Raw genomic sequence first — 14,930 nt, forward strand, 5'->3', positions numbered from 1 at the left:
CTCGATGGGCCTTTAAGGCCCGAATTTCAGATTGGATGGTGCGAATGGGAACGGCGATTAGCCGATGATGCCCATGATGTCGGATTCCTTCATGATCAGAAGGTCTTCGCCATTGAGCTTCACTTCGGTGCCCGACCACTTGCCGAACAGAACGCGGTCGCCGGCCTTGACGTCCAGCGGGACCAGCTTGCCAGCTTCGTCGCGAGCGCCCGTGCCGACGGCGACGATTTCGCCTTCCTGCGGCTTTTCCTTGGCCGTATCGGGAATGATGATCCCGCCGGCGGTCTTGGATTCGGATTCAACCCGGCGAACGACCACGCGGTCATGAAGCGGGCGGAACTTCGACTGTGCCATTTGAACTTCCTCGGTGAACTGTTGAGAACCCTCGGTCCGGTCGAGCCGGACTTGGTTAGCACTCACTTCAGGCGAGTGCTAACGTGCCGCTGAAATAGTAGTTCACCCATATACTGTCAAGGGAACGACAATGGCGTGACGGCAGGAAAATGTGGGCGATTATGCCCGCGCCTTGGCGATTGCCTGGCGGAAGTCGTCCGCCGTCATGCCGCGCTTGTAGAGCGCATTTCCGATGAGAAATCCAGGTGTCCCCCGGAGTGCGAAGGCACTGGCCTGTGCATCGGTGCGGGAGAGCAACTGGGCCAGCCTGTCGCCCTGTGCGTCGAGGTGCTGTCGCGCCAGCTTCACATCGACGCCCGCCTCGCCGAGAAGGTCGGCCGTTCGGCGGAAGGTTAGGCGGTCGTGGTTGGCCATCAGTCCGTGGACCGCGTCGGCATAGCGCCCCTGGCCGTTGGCCGCGAGGGTAAGAAGGGCCGCGTTGCGCGATACTTCGCCGAATATAGGCCAGTCGCGCAGGACGAGGCGGATGCCCGTGTCCTCCTTCATCACCTCCGACAATTGGTGGAAGCTCAGCTTGCAGTAAGGGCACTGGTAGTCGGTGAACTCGACGATGGTCACATCGCCGTCCGCATTGCCCAGCGCGGGCAACTCGGGATCGCGGGCAACTTCGTCGACGGTTGGCATTATCGCCGTCCAGCCGGGACGTGCCACCGCAAGCGCACCCATGCCGACGGCGGCCTGCAGCACCAGTCTGCGGCTCATGGGGCGGCGAGGGAGGGGCGTTTCGTCTGACATGGGCAGCCTTTCAGCGATTCTCGGCGGTGGTGCTTAACGCTGCCTTAATCGCCCTGGATTGGCGCGACAATGTGATCTGCCTGGTTATGCCGCACTGCAAAAAAAGCCTTGAATGGTGAGCATGCTTATAATATATGCGGCTCATGAATAACGAAGGTGTAGATAGGTTGGGTTTCCTGATCCACGACGCGGCCAGGTTGATGCGGCGCACGTTTGAGCAGCGCGGCAGCGAATATGGCCTGTCGGCGGCGCAATGGCGGCTGTTGGTTCGGCTCATCAAGGAGGAGGGCGTGGCGCAGGCGCGTCTCGCCGAGCTTCTTGAAATTGAACCGATCAGCGTGTCGCGATTGTTGGATCGGATGGAAGAGGCCGGCTGGGTCGAACGTCGCCAGGGAACGAGCGACCGGCGCGTGCGCATGGTCTTCCCGACCGACAAGACCCGTGATGTCTTCACCAAGATCAAGGCCGTAGCCGGAGATGTTTATGAGCGTGCGCTCACTGGACTGACGCCGGACGAACGGCAGGCAACGATCCACGGCCTGCGTGTGATCGTCGACAACCTTTCCGCGGGTGACACCGCCGAGCCGAACTGTTTGAAAGAGGCAATGAAATGAACGCGGTGGCGAAAGTGAACGAGAACAGCGAGAAGGTCGAACTCGAGACCCCTGCCAGCCAGCCACAGCCGGTACCTGCGGCCAAGCCCGCGCCCAAAAGGCGCGGCCGCTTCGTGCTGATGGCTGCCTTGCCCGTGGCGCTGGTTGTTGGCGGTGGTTATTATTGGGTGACAGGCGGCCGCTACGAAGAGACCGAAAACGCCAATCTGCGCCAGGCCAGGGTGAGCATCGCTTCCGAAACGCCGGGGCGCATCACCAAGGTGGCGGTCGCGGACAACACGCTGGTCAAGGCCGGCGACGTGCTGTTCGAGGTCGATCCCGAGCCATATCGTATCGCTCTGGCCCAGGCCGATGCGGCGTTGGCCACATCGCGCCTCAATGTCGAGCAGTTGCGCGCCGCCTACAGCCAGGCGGTCGCCCAGGAGCGGGTCGCGGCATCCGGGCTCGAATATGCCCAGTCGCAGTTCGATCGCAGTGACGATCTGGTCACCAAGGGCGTCAACACCAAGTCGTCGCTCGACGAAGCCCGCATGGATCTCGACAAGGCCAGGCAGCTGCATGGCGTGGCCGCTCAGGGCATCGTCAGCGCGAAGGCCGCGCTCGGCGGCAATCCCGACATTGCGACCGACCAGCATCCGACGGTCCTGTCGGCGCAGGCAATGCGCGACAAGGCTGCGTTCAACCTGGCGCAGACCACGGTTCGTGCACCGGCCGACGGCGTCGTTTCGCAGGCCGCATCGTTCAAGGTCGGCCAGTTCGTTGGCACCGGCACCGCGCTGTTCAGCCTGGTGGAAACCGATGACTCGTGGGTCGAGGCGAATTTCAAGGAAACGCAACTGACCCACATCAAGCCGGGCCAGGAAGCCGAGATCGTGCTCGACACCTATCCGGACCGCACCTTCCGCGGCACGGTCGAGGCGATCGGCGCCGGCACCGGCGCTGAGTTCTCGCTGCTGCCTGCACAGAACGCTACCGGCAACTGGGTCAAGGTCACCCAGCGCATTCCGGTTCGCATCAAGCTCGACGATGCCGCCGCCGAACTGGCGATGCGCACCGGCATGAGCGCAACCGTAACCATCGACACTGGCGTTTCGCGTGGATTTGGTTCGGTTTTCGGCCACGCCGTGGCCGCTGAGTAAGAGCGCAAGCCCTCCAGCTCGCGCGTGTTTTCCTGACGGTCCGGCCGCTTGCGGCCGAACCGTGCAGGGCATATCTCCGGTCGCCGCCTGACGACCAGACAATGGTCTTTCAAGGTCGCTCCCATGAGCCAGTCAGCTGAAAAGTCACTCACCGATGTGCCGCACCGCGGCCTGATCACCATCTCCATCATGCTGGCGACGGTGATGCAGGTGCTCGACACCACCATTGCCAACGTTGCCTTGCCGTCGATGGTGGGTGATCTCGGCGCCTCCCAGGACACCATCAACTGGGTCCTGACGTCCTATATCGTCGCCGCCGCCATCATGACGCCGCTGACCGGCTGGATGGCCGACCGGCTCGGCGCAAAGCAGCTGTTCCTGACCTCGGTGGTCGGCTTCACCGTTGCCTCGATGCTCTGCGGAATATCATGGAACCTCGAGTCCATGGTGCTGTTCCGCCTGCTGCAGGGCGTGTTCGGCGCGGCCATCGTGCCGCTGAGCCAGACCTTCCTCCTGAACATCAACCCCAAGGAGCGCCACGGCCAGGCCATGGCGCTGTGGGGCGCCGGCATCATGGTTGGTCCGATCATCGGTCCGACGCTCGGCGGCTGGCTGACCGAGAGCTTCAACTGGCGTTGGGTGTTCTTCATCAACCTGCCTGTCGGCATTGCAGCCTTCCTCGGCTCGGCGGCCTTCCTGCCTGCGGTCGCCAAACGGTTGCGCGGGTTCGATTTCTTCGGCTTCGCCATGCTGTCGCTTGGCGTCGGTGCGCTGCAACTGATGCTCGATCGCGGTGGCGAGGTCGACTGGTTCTCGTCAGCGGAGATATGGATCGAACTCGGCCTGTCGATCACCGGATTCTGGGTCTTTGCGGTCCACATGATGACCTCGCGCAACACCTTCATCGATCCCAGGATCTTCACCGACCGCAACTTCGTGACCGGCCTGGTCTTCATCTTCGTGATCGGCGTGATCCTTCTGGCCAGCATGGCGCTGTTGCCGCCGATGCTGTCGCGCATATACGGCTATCCGACCATCACCACCGGCCTGGTGATGGCGCCGCGCGGTGTCGGCACCATGATCTCGATGCTGCTTGTCGGCCGGCTGATCCGCCTCATCGACGCCCGTGTCTTGGTGGTCACCGGCCTCGTCTTCACGGCGACGTCGCTTTATTACATGACGGGTTTCACGCCGCAGATGGACGACTACCTGATCATCTGGACCGGGGTCCTCCAGGGGCTCGGGCTCGGACTGGTATTCGTGCCGCTGTCGACGATCTCGTTTGCGACGCTTGCGCCGCAATACCGCACCGACGCCGCGAGCCTGTTCAGCCTCGTGCGCAACATCGGCTCGTCGATCGGCATTTCCATCGTCTCGGTGGTTTTGACCCGCAACATCCAGATCAATCATGCCGAGCTGTCGACGAACATCACGCCCTACAATCCGAACCTCGCGGCGCTGTCGCCCGGAGCCGCCGCCGGCGACCCGACGGCGCTGACCCAGATCGACGGGCTGGTCAACGTGCAGTCGCTGATGATCTCCTACATCGACGACTTCAAGCTGATGATGATCGTCACACTGTGCGCCATTCCTCTCGCTCTGCTCTTGCGCAAGCCCAGGGCGCAAGTGTCAGGCGGCGCGCCTGCCGTGCATATGGATTGAGGACGGCAGCAGGAAGAAGCGAGGCCGCTGCCGCGGAAACGGCGGCGGCCGTGTGATTGCAGGAGCTGGCGTCAGCTGACGATGCGCAGGTTGGAAAGTTCGTCGGCGATTTCCTTGAACACCTGCATCAGGTTGGCGCCGGTGGCGTTCCAGAACAGCTTCTTGCCAACCGTTGTCCGGGAATAGGACGAACAGCTTTTCAGCGCTTCGATCGCCTTCTTCTCGTCATCCTTGCTCGGGCTCAGATCGAGCGCCACAGTCATGACGATGACGCTGTCGTTGCCTGCACCTTGTTCATTGCGCGCCTTCGGGCCTTTTGCGTTCGCGCAGACCGCCTGCATTTGCTCGTCCATGGCCGCCTGGTAATTGGAGGCGGTGTAGTTGGTCTTGCCGACAGACGAACTGGTCCCCAAGAACATCCTTGTGACACCGGTCCCATCGTAGCTCTGTCCGGTGTAGCCATAGGCTGCGTAAGTTGACCTGTTCTTGGCGTAACCTGCGTCCGTGTTGCCCAGGTCGGTGTATGTGTTGGCGCCATCCGTCAGGACGATGACGACTTTGTCGTTGCCGCGTTCGCCGTCCTTCCGCCCGTTGGTGAAAGGCGGCCCGCTGGAAACGACCCGCCAACCCCAGGCGGTGCCTTCAGGAACATTTGTGTTTCCACTCGGGGCCATGTCGTCAATGGCGGCCTTGATCGCCGATCTGCCCTCCTGGACGCTGACATCCGCAAGCGGCGTGATTGGATTTGTGGTGCAGGAAAGGTTCGGCCCGGCGCCCGATCCGGCCGGCGAGGCATCGTAGGGCTTGACGCGGAAATATTTTCTCACGTCGCGCTGGCGCGAGGTGGCGTCGGAATCTTCCCAATCCGCCCACCAGTTATTGGAGTAGTCGAAACTGTCTCCATTCAGGTCGTAGATATTGTCGTTGTCCAGGTCGCGCCAAAGATGCTTGGCTTCGTCAGGCGCGAACATTGGCACGAACAGGGTTGCCGGCTCGGTCTTCGAAGCTGGTGCGTCATTGTTGTTGTAGGGCGCTGGCCTGGCTTCCACGCAACCCTGCCAACTGGTGTACTGGGCGATTGTGTATTCGTAGTCCGGCTCGTAGGTGTAGCTGTCGCACTTGCTGCTGGATTTCTTGCAGACACGGCGCTTGGTATTCGGGATTTCTTCACGGTCGGTCTGCGCGACCATGTCCTGATAGAGGCTAAAGCGGGTGAGCGGTTGGCCAACCGTATCGCCCCAACCGGTACCCCGCTTGCGCCAGGTGCCGCCCGAGAACTCGGCGTATCTGTTGCCGAGCAACGGAGCATTTGCCGCCGTCATTTTCGACCAATCGAAATTCTCATGGTGGATAGGGGACAGCCCCTCCGTGTCCAGCCAGGATTGGTCGTCGGTGTCAGGAGCGACGTTGACGGCCGCAGCAAATGGCACGAGGCCGAAGCGCACCGGCTCATTTATCTGTTTCATCGCGGCGGCTTGATCCGCCATCTTGTCCACGAGCTGCTTGGAGGCGGCCTTCAGCAGGTCGATGCGCTTTTGCCCTGTGCCGGAACCCAGATAGGCCATGGAGCCTGAGTTATCGAGCACAAGTGCGACTTCGAGCGTGTTCTTGAGGCGGACCTCGGAAATGACGTGGAAGCTAAGATCTACGTCTTTGCTCGACTGGTTGAGCAAAGCCGCGGCAACCGGCAGAAACATCGGTTTGTATTTCAGGTTGGTTTCCAGCTTCAGCGTGCCGCCGCCAAAATTGTTGGCCGGAAACGTCACCGTAAGCGGTGCATTCGCCGGACTGACAGGTCCCAGATTGGCCTTGAAGAAATCTTCGGCGAAACGCTTGAGCGTCGGTTCGTCCGACGTGCCCTGCAGCATCTGGCGTGCGACCGCCATGTTCGCTGCGTCCAGGGCGTTCCGCGTTGCCTCGCGCTGCCGCGACACTTCGGCGTAATCGACCGCCAGCGCAAGCGCGCCCATGATGGGCACCATCGCGATTACCGCCAGGACTGCATAGTTGCCTCGGGTGTCCCTCAGGAAATTGCGGATCATGTGATGATGCCCCCAGCGCAATCTGGCAACGATCTCACAAACATTTAAATTTCGAGTTCCTGAAATAACGAGAACTCTCGCTCGCCATTTAGTGGGACGGTAACCAAATCGCCCACTTGCCATGGGCGGACGAACGAGCCGCGGAATGCGCTGGCCGCATATCGGTGGCCGAAAGGTCGTGACAGGCGAGGCGGGTTCGGATAATTCCGGACTGCTCGGCCGCCCGGCCGGATTTTCCCCTGTGGGATCGATCTGAGGATGAACAATGGCGGGCTTGCCCCAATCAATCGCGTCGCTTGAAGCGCTTACCGGTCGCTACAAGGCGCTGCTTTGCGATGTCTGGGGCGTCATTCACAACGGCGTCAGCGCTTTTCCTGAAGCCGCAGCCGCACTTGCGGCCGCGCGCGACAAGGGCGTCGCCGTGGTTCTCATCACCAATGCGCCGCGTCCGCGCGAGGGCGTCATCGCCCAGTTGGCGACCTTGGGCGTTCCGGCCACGGCCTGGGACAGGGTCGTCACCTCAGGCGACGTCACCCGCGATCTGATCCGCTCTGGCCCGCGACGCATCTTCCACGTCGGCCCCGAGCGCGACTATCCGATATATGACGGTCTCGACATCGACTTGGTCGAGGAGTTCGAGGCCTCTTGCGTGGTCTGCACCGGGCTGTTTGACGACGAGACGGAAACGCCCGCCGACTACGCCGAGATGCTGCGGCGGCTGCGCGCGCGAAATCTGCCGTTCATTTGCGCCAACCCCGATATCGTTGTCGAACGCGGACACGAGATGATCTGGTGCGCCGGCGCGCTGGCGCGTGACTACGGATTGCTCGGCGGCCGCACGCTTGTCTCCGGCAAGCCGCACAGGCCGATCTACGAGGCGGCGCTGGCAGCGGCGTCGGAGGTGCTTGGTCACGATGTCGCCAGGGCTGATGCGCTTGCCATCGGCGACGGCATGTTCACCGACGTGAAGGGCGCCGCCGACAATGGCATTGACGTGCTCTATGTGTCGGGCGGCATCCATGCCCGCGACTACGGCGAAGCGCATGCGCCCGATCCGCACAGGCTGGCGGCGTTTCTCGAAAAGCACGGCTATTCGCCGGTCGCCACCATTCCGAGGCTTCGGTAGTCGTCGCCATGCAAAAGGCATTTCTTCGCGTCTCGGGTGGGGAAACGGTTCCGGAACGGTTGCGTGGCGGCGTCGTGGCCATCGGCAATTTCGACGGCATCCATCGCGGCCATCTGTCGGTGCTGGAACGCGCACTGGAAGAGGCGCGCCGCCTGGGCGTGCCGGCGCTCGTGCTGACCTTCGAGCCGCACCCGCGCAAGGTTTTTCAGCCGGATGTACCGCTCTTCGTGCTCACGCCGCCGCATGTCAAAGCGCGATTGATCGAAGCGCTCGGTTTCGACGGTGTGATCGAGATCCCCTTCACGCGTGAGTTTGCCAGTCTTTCGGCCGAGGATTTCGTCACCGGCGTCCTCGAGCGCCGCCTCGGCATCAGCCATGCCGTGACCGGCTTCGACTTCCACTTTGGCAAGAACCGCCAGGGCGGGCCGGCATTCCTCATGGCTGCCGGCGAGCGGCTCGGTTTTGGCGTCACGCTGGTCGACGCCTTCCGCGACGAGGGCGCCGAGATCGTCTCGTCGAGCCGTATCCGCTTGCTGCTCGCCGAAGGCGAGGCGGCGGAGGCAGCCGGCCTGCTCGGTTATCGCTATACGGTCGAGGCAGAAGTGGTCGGCGGCGCCAAGCTTGGCCGCACGCTCGGCTTTCCTACCGCCAACATGCGGCTGTCGCCCGAAGCCGCACTGAAGGAGGGGATTTATGCTGTTCGATTCCGTCGTGCCGATGGCACCTTGCACGACGGTGTCGCAAGTTTCGGCCGCCGGCCGACTGTCGACGACAATGGTGCGCCGTTGCTCGAAACCTTCGTCTTCGACTTTACCGGCGACCTCTATGGCGAAATCGCCTCGGTGTCGTTCTTCGGCTATTTGCGCGGCGAAGTGAAGTTCGAAGGCCTCGATGCGCTGGTCGTCCAGATGAAGCGCGACGAAGAGGAGGCCAGGGCGCTGCTTTCGGGCGTGCGCCCGCTTTCCCAACTGGATCAGGCCGTCGCCTTCTAGCTCGATACCGGATACGCCGCGCCCAAATGCGCGGCGTGTCCATTCCGTCCCTGCCTGCAGATCAAGCCCGCTTCAGGCCGAAGCCGAAGGCGATGTTGGCAACGCCCTGGGAGATCAGGTCGATCGCCAGGAACAGGCCGAGGATCCACAGGCTGTTGACCGGCCAGCCGCTGGAGATGATCAGGCCGGCGATCACGGTGATCACGCCGCCTGCGACAACCCAGCCCCAGCCCTGAAGTCCCTTGCCGGTGAAGCCGACCCAGATGCGTAGCAAGCCCGAGGCTATCAGGGCGATGGCCAGGAACAGCGTCATGATGCCTGCCGCCAGCATCGGGTTGGCGAAGGCCAGGTAGCCAGCCACCAGGTACAAGATGCCGCTGAGCAGCCACCAGAAGAAGGTGCCCCAGCTTTTCACGCCGAATGCGTGGATGATCTCGACGATGCCGCCGACGATCATCATCGCGCCGACGAAGAACACCGACGCCGCCGTGGCAACCAGAAGGTTGCCAGCGGCGATAACGCCAAGTGCCAAGAGGGCGATGCCCAGGAATACGAACCAACCCCACTTGGAACGCAGCGCGGCGACGTCTCCGGCGGGCAGTTGATCGGAAATTGCCATGTTTCCCTTCTCCTTGATATTGCTGACGATAAAGGCGTGGCTTTGTGCCAGTGCCGACGCTAGCCCTGTCAGGAGAGTCCGTCCAGTGCTCTCAACTTGTGGTCGTCAACAAAGACATTTCCGATTTAATTCAAATTTTACCGAACTCGCAGCAAATCCAAGCTGTGCCGGCGAGTGATTTTTGTGTACGTGGGGAAATGATGTTGTTTTTCGGTCGATATTCTGTAGCGGCTGCTACCCTCGTGCTTGTGGCTAGCCCGGCAATGGCCGGCGACGGCGCATTTGGCTGGATCAAGGGCGACTGGTACCTGACGCTCGGCGCGACCGGCATGGTCGGTCCGAGCTTCGAGGGTTCCAAGAAATTCATGTTCAGCGCCCAGCCGATCATCTCGCTCGGCAAGGCCGGCAATGACACCCGCTTCTCATCCCGCAATGACAACATCTCCCTGGCGCTGATCGACGACGGCGTGGTCAGGGCAGGTGCCACCGGCAAGATCATCTTTGGCCGTGACGCCGAAGACGAGCTGGAAGGCCTGCACGATGTCCGTTGGGGCGGTGAGGTCGGCGGCTTCTTCGAATTCTATCCCACCGACTGGATGCGCGCGCGCGCCGAGGTCCGTCATGGTATCAGGTCGCATAGCGGTCTTGTCGCCGACATCGCCGTCGATGCGTTCCATGACGTCACGCCAGCCATTCGCGTGTCCGGCGGCCCCCGCGTTTCCTTTGCGACGGACGACTATTTCGACACCTACTATGGCGTGAATGCACAGGAATCCGCTGCTTCTGGTCTTAGCCAGTATGATCCGGGCGGCGGCGTCAAATCGGCCGGCATCGGCGGCGCGATCACCTGGAAGGCAACGGACAATGTCACCGCCAGCCTGTTCACGGAATACTCCAGGCTGATGGGGCCGGCGGCCGATTCCTCGATCGTCAAGGAGCGCGGCTCGCGCGATCAGCTGACGGTTGGCGTGTCGACCAGCTACCGCTTCGACTTCAACCTTTGATCCCGATTGAATTAGGCGCTTTATTCCGCGCTCCGGCTCCGCTAAAAGCGCGGCCATGAGATTTTTCGCGCCCGTCTTCGCGACCGCAATACGAATTACAGGCCCGGCCTTCCGGGCGGCCTGAGGCTGTCCGCAAGTCCGGGAGTTTCTGCCTGCGCGCTTTCAGGCGCTTTTCCACATCACGACAGTTGAACGCCCGTGGCAGCTTTGCCGGGCAAGATGGCAAGACAGATGACCGATACGTCCGCAAAGATCGACTATTCCAAGACCTTATATCTGCCGCAGACCGAGTTTCCGATGCGCGCCGGCCTGCCCGAGAAGGAGCCGGTGACGGTTGCCCGCTGGCAGAAGATGGACCTCTACAAGCGCCTGCGCGAAAGCGCCGCCGGCCGCGAGAAATACGTGCTCCACGACGGCCCGCCCTATGCCAACGGCAACATCCACATCGGCCATGCGCTGAACAAGATCCTCAAGGACGTCATCACCCGTTCGTTTCAGATGCGCGGCTATGACTCCAACTACGTGCCGGGCTGGGACTGCCACGGTCTGCCGATCGAATGGAAGATCGAGGAGAAGTATCGCGCCGCCGGCCAGAACAAGGACGAGGTGCCGATCAACGAGTTCCGTAAGGAATGCCGCGAGTTCGCCGCCGGCTGGATCAAGGTCCAGGGCGAGGAGTTCCAGCGTCTCGGCGTCGTCGGCGATTTCAAGAACCCCTATACGACCATGGCGTTCCACGCCGAGGCGCGCATCGCCGGCGAATTGCTGAAATTCGCGAAGTCGGGCCAGCTCTATCGCGGCTCGAAGCCGGTCATGTGGTCGGTGGTCGAGCGCACAGCACTTGCCGAAGCCGAGGTCGAGTACCAGGACTACGAGAGCGACACGATCTGGGTGAAGTTCCCAGTGGCGAGCGCAGATAACTCGCTACGTCCGTCAGAGTTCCATAAGGAATTCGATAGGAATATTCGTCGGACCGACGTTGATGCCAGTGACGTCAGCGATCTGGTGGTCGATGGAGAGAGCTTGGCCGGCGCCCATGTCGTGATCTGGACGACGACGCCGTGGACCATTCCCGGCAACCGGGCAGTCAACTATTCGCCGCGCATTGCTTATGGCCTCTATGAGGTGATGGCCGCTGAGAACGATTTCGGACCACAGCCGGGCGAGAAGCTGATCTTTGCCGCGGCTCTTGCCGAAGATGCTGCGACCAAAGCCAAGATCACGTTGAATCTGATCCGCAGCGTTTCCGGCGAAGAGCTTGGAAAGCTTGTGTTATCGCATCCGTTGAAAGGTTTTGGCGGCGGCTATGAGTTCCCCGTGCCGATGCTCGCTGGCGACCATGTCACCGACGACGCCGGTACCGGTTTCGTGCACACGGCTCCCGGCCATGGTCGCGAGGATTTTGATGCCTGGATGGATGCGAGTGCCGCGTTGCACAGGCGCGGCATCGACACCTCGATCCCCTTCACCGTCGACGATGCCGGCTTCCTGACCAAGGACGCGCCGGGCTTCGGTCCCGATCGCGAAGGCGGCGCAGCCCGCGTCATCGACGACCACGGCAAGAAGGGCGACGCCAACAAGGCCGTCATCGACGAACTGATCAAGCGCAACGCCCTGTTCGCCCGCGGTCGCCTAAAGCACAGCTATCCGCACAGCTGGCGCTCGAAGAAGCCGATCATTTTCCGCAACACGCCGCAGTGGTTCGTCCACATGGACAAGGAACTCGGCGACGGCACGACCCTGCGCAGCCGCGCGCTGCAGGCCATCGACGACACGCGTTTCGTACCCGCCGCCGGCCAGACCCGCCTGCGCGCGATGATCGAGGATCGCCCCGACTGGGTGCTGTCGCGCCAGCGCGCCTGGGGCGTGCCGATCGCCATCTTCGCCGACCCCGACGGCAACGTGCTGATCGACGAAGCGGTCAACGCCCGCATCGTCGATGCCTTCGAAAAGGAAGGCGCCGACGCCTGGTTCGCCGAAGGTGCACGCGAGCGTTTCCTGGGTAACCGCGCTGGCGAGCCGTGGACACAGGTCATGGACATCCTCGACGTCTGGTTCGACTCGGGCTCGACCCATGCCTTCACGCTCGAGGACCGTCCGGACCTCAAGTGGCCGGCTGACGTCTACCTCGAAGGCTCCGACCAGCATCGCGGCTGGTTCCACTCGTCACTGCTCGAAAGCTGCGGCACACGCGGCCGCGCGCCTTACAATGCGGTCGTCACCCATGGCTTCACCATGGACGAGGAAGGCCGCAAGATGTCCAAGTCGCTCGGCAACACGGTCGTTCCGCAGGACGTCATGAAGCAGTCGGGCGCCGATATCCTGCGGCTGTGGGTCATGACCACCGACTATTGGGAAGACCAGCGCCTCGGCAAGAACGTGCTGCAGACCAACATCGACGCCTACCGCAAGCTGCGCAACACCATCCGCTGGATGCTCGGCACGCTCGCCCATGACGACGGCGAGCAGGTGGCGCTTGCCGAGATGCCGGAACTGGAGCGGCTGATGCTGCACCGGCTCTCCGAACTCGATGCGCTGGTCCGTAAGGGCTACGACGAGTTCGAGTTCAAGCGCATCACCCGCGCGCTGATCGACTTCATGGTCGTCGAGCTCTCGGCCTTCTACTTCGACATCCGCAAGGACGTGCTTTACTGCGACGCGCCGTCGAGCACCCGCCGCAAGGCCGCCGTCCACGTCGTGCGCGAACTGTTCGACTGCCTGGTCAAGTGGCTGGCGCCAATGCTGCCCTTCACCACCGAAGAGGCATGGCTCGAGCGCAACCCCGAGGCTGTCTCGGTTCATCTCGAGCAGTTCCCAGGGGTGCCGGCCGCCTGGCGCGACGAGGCGCTGGCCGAGAAATGGCGCAAGGTTCGCCAGGTGCGCAGCGTGGTGACGGGGGCTCTGGAGCTGGAACGGGCCAAGAAGACCATCGGTTCGTCGCTGGAAGCAGTGCCGGTCGTCTACATGACCGACGCCGTGCTCGAGGCAGCTCTCGATGGCATCGACCTGGCCGAGATCAGCATCACCAGCGATCTCGTCATCTCGCACGGCGACGTGCCGGCCGCTGCCTTCGCTCTCCGCGAGGTTCCGGGTGTCGCCGTCGTCGTCGAAAAGGCGGAGGACCGCGGTCTGGTCAAGTGCGCGCGGTCCTGGCGCTACACCGCCGATGTCGGGTCTGACGCGGCTTTCGCCGACGTCTCGGCCCGCGATGCGGCGACGCTGCATGAATTGCAGGCGCTTGGCCGCATTTGACGGGTGACTGAAATGCAACGACCGGACGGCGACAGTCCTCCGGTCGTTGCCCTTGACGGCTCGTTAAGGTAAAAGCGCAAATCTTCGGCAGACATTATGTCGCCGGATTTCCGTCGGATGAGCAACACGGATCGGGGCCCGGCTCAAAACCGGCATCTAGCGAGAGGCGTTCGAGTGAAAATTCTTGGCATGACGGACCGCATCAGCGCGCGCGCAGCTATGTATGCATCGCTCGCCGTTTCCGGCCTCGCGCTGACGGGCTGCATGAGCGCGCCCACCTACGGCACTGACAAGTCTGCGACCGAGCAGCTTGCCACCGACTTGACCAACGTCATGTCGTTGAAGCCGAAGACCAACAACATCGACTACAAGCCGCGGCCGGAACTGGTGAAGCCCAAGGCTGGCCAGGCCGCCGCGCTGCCCGCGCCGCAGGACAACATCGTGCAGACCGCGAGCGCGGACTGGCCCGAATCGCCCGAGGCGCGCCGTGCCCGCATTCGCGACGACGCGACCAAGAATCGCGACAATCCGAACTTCGAGCCGCAGGTCGTCAATGACATGTCCGCGCTCAACGGACCGGACATGAGCAAGTGGACGCCTGCGCAGCGCAAGGCCGAGATCGAACGCCGCCTGCGCGAGAACAAGCAGGGCAGCATCACGAGCCGCAAGTATTTGAGCGAGCCGCCGCTCGCCTATCGCCAGGCTGCCACCAGCGCGGCCCAGGACGAACTCGGCGAAGACGAGATCAAGAAGGAACGCCGCAAGAAGAAGCTGGCCAAGAAGGGCAGCAGCTGGTGGCCATTCTGATCTAGGCCTGGTACGGCGCGGCTAGAGGTCACGCCGGTCCTTGAAGAAGCCCTTCAGTATTTCTGCTGACCGCGTTTCGCCTATTCCCGGATAGACGTCGGGCGCGTGATGGCAGGTCGGCGAGGCGAAGAAGCGCACACCGCTGACCACTGCGCCGCCCTTTTCATCGGCGGCGCCAAAATAAAGCCGCCGCAGCCGCGCGAATGAAATGGCCGCAGCGCACATCGTGCAGGGTTCCAGCGTGACATAAAGATCGTGGCCGGTGAGCCGCTCGGAGCCGAGTTTTTCGGATGCCTCGCGGATTGCCAGCACTTCGGCGTGGGCAGTGGCGTCGTTCAGTTCGCGGGTCCGGTTGCCGGCGCGGGCGATGATTTCGCCGCCGCTGACGATGACAGCGCCGATTGGAACCTCGCCGCGAGCGGCAGCGGCTTCGGCTTCGGCAAAGGCAAACGCCATGAAATCGGGCCGCTTCACGCCTTAACCATCCTGTTACCCCTCGCTAACCCCTGAGCTTCCTGTTATCT

At 62.5% G+C, this 14,930-nt stretch carries 13 protein-coding genes; 8 read left to right on the forward strand and 5 right to left on the reverse strand.

What is annotated here, in order from left to right; genetic code table 11:
- Window positions 1-57 precede the first annotated feature (57 nt).
- Window positions 58-354, reverse strand: coding sequence for a co-chaperone GroES (gene groES, locus PCJ21_RS12015; RefSeq protein WP_269931641.1), 297 nt, complete (start codon window positions 352-354; stop codon window positions 58-60).
- A gap of 159 nt (window positions 355-513) precedes the next feature.
- Window positions 514-1,116 (reverse strand): DsbA family protein, encoded by a 603-nt coding sequence (locus tag PCJ21_RS12020; protein WP_269931642.1) that lies wholly within the window; start codon window positions 1,114-1,116, stop codon window positions 514-516.
- Window positions 1,117-1,292: 176 nt separating this feature from the next.
- Here PCJ21_RS12020 and PCJ21_RS12025 point away from each other — a divergent pair, with 176 nt between their 5' ends.
- From PCJ21_RS12025 to PCJ21_RS12035, 3 genes are all read left to right on the forward strand, one after another.
- The gene (locus PCJ21_RS12025) at window positions 1,293-1,763 is read left to right on the forward strand and encodes a MarR family winged helix-turn-helix transcriptional regulator (RefSeq protein ID WP_269931767.1); all 471 of its coding nucleotides are present in this window, start codon (window positions 1,293-1,295) and stop codon (window positions 1,761-1,763) included.
- Window positions 1,760-2,902 carry an HlyD family secretion protein gene (locus PCJ21_RS12030; protein WP_269931643.1) on the forward strand — a complete coding sequence of 381 codons (1,143 nt, stop codon included), beginning with the start codon at window positions 1,760-1,762 and terminating at the stop codon, window positions 2,900-2,902. The genes PCJ21_RS12025 and PCJ21_RS12030 overlap by 4 nt, the downstream gene beginning before the upstream one ends.
- A gap of 123 nt (window positions 2,903-3,025) precedes the next feature.
- Entirely contained in the window at window positions 3,026-4,564 is a 1,539-nt protein-coding gene (locus tag PCJ21_RS12035; RefSeq protein ID WP_269931644.1) for a DHA2 family efflux MFS transporter permease subunit, read from the forward strand.
- 71 nt (window positions 4,565-4,635) lie between these two features.
- Here the strand turns inward: PCJ21_RS12035 and PCJ21_RS12040 are convergent, their stop codons facing one another.
- Window positions 4,636-6,606: a pilus assembly protein TadG-related protein gene (locus PCJ21_RS12040; RefSeq protein WP_269931768.1), complete on the reverse strand. Its 1,971-nt coding sequence runs from the start codon at window positions 6,604-6,606 to the stop codon at window positions 4,636-4,638.
- Window positions 6,607-6,871: 265 nt separating this feature from the next.
- Here PCJ21_RS12040 and PCJ21_RS12045 point away from each other — a divergent pair, with 265 nt between their 5' ends.
- Together PCJ21_RS12045 and PCJ21_RS12050 are read left to right on the forward strand one after the other, a co-directional pair.
- On the forward strand, window positions 6,872-7,732 hold the full coding sequence (locus PCJ21_RS12045) for a TIGR01459 family HAD-type hydrolase (RefSeq protein ID WP_269931645.1): 861 nt from the start codon (window positions 6,872-6,874) through the stop codon (window positions 7,730-7,732).
- A gap of 8 nt (window positions 7,733-7,740) precedes the next feature.
- Window positions 7,741-8,724, forward strand: a complete 984-nt coding sequence (locus tag PCJ21_RS12050; RefSeq protein ID WP_269931646.1) for a bifunctional riboflavin kinase/FAD synthetase — start codon at window positions 7,741-7,743, stop codon at window positions 8,722-8,724.
- A gap of 61 nt (window positions 8,725-8,785) precedes the next feature.
- On the opposite strand, the gene PCJ21_RS12055 is transcribed toward PCJ21_RS12050, so the two are convergent.
- The gene (locus PCJ21_RS12055; RefSeq protein WP_269931647.1) at window positions 8,786-9,343 is read right to left on the reverse strand and encodes an HdeD family acid-resistance protein; all 558 of its coding nucleotides are present in this window, start codon (window positions 9,341-9,343) and stop codon (window positions 8,786-8,788) included.
- Between the two features lie 200 nt (window positions 9,344-9,543).
- On the opposite strand from PCJ21_RS12055, the gene PCJ21_RS12060 reads away from it, so the two are divergent.
- The 3 genes from PCJ21_RS12060 to PCJ21_RS12070 all read left to right on the forward strand — a co-directional run bounded on the left by PCJ21_RS12060 (window position 9,544) and on the right by PCJ21_RS12070 (window position 14,406).
- A complete protein-coding gene (locus tag PCJ21_RS12060; RefSeq protein ID WP_269931769.1) occupies window positions 9,544-10,347 on the forward strand; it encodes a MipA/OmpV family protein in 804 nt (267 codons plus the stop codon).
- 231 nt (window positions 10,348-10,578) lie between these two features.
- Window positions 10,579-13,599 carry an isoleucine--tRNA ligase gene (gene ileS, locus PCJ21_RS12065; protein ID WP_269931648.1) on the forward strand — a complete coding sequence of 1,007 codons (3,021 nt, stop codon included), beginning with the start codon at window positions 10,579-10,581 and terminating at the stop codon, window positions 13,597-13,599.
- 174 nt (window positions 13,600-13,773) lie between these two features.
- Window positions 13,774-14,406 (forward strand): hypothetical protein, encoded by a 633-nt coding sequence (locus tag PCJ21_RS12070; protein WP_442866003.1) that lies wholly within the window; start codon window positions 13,774-13,776, stop codon window positions 14,404-14,406.
- Window positions 14,407-14,427: 21 nt separating this feature from the next.
- On the opposite strand, the gene PCJ21_RS12075 is transcribed toward PCJ21_RS12070, so the two are convergent.
- Window positions 14,428-14,880, reverse strand: a complete 453-nt coding sequence (locus tag PCJ21_RS12075; RefSeq protein WP_269931649.1) for a nucleoside deaminase — start codon at window positions 14,878-14,880, stop codon at window positions 14,428-14,430.
- Window positions 14,881-14,930 lie beyond the last annotated feature (50 nt).

Source organism: Aminobacter sp. HY435 (assembly GCF_027568395.1).
Taxonomy (GTDB): Bacteria; Pseudomonadota; Alphaproteobacteria; order Rhizobiales; family Rhizobiaceae; genus Aminobacter.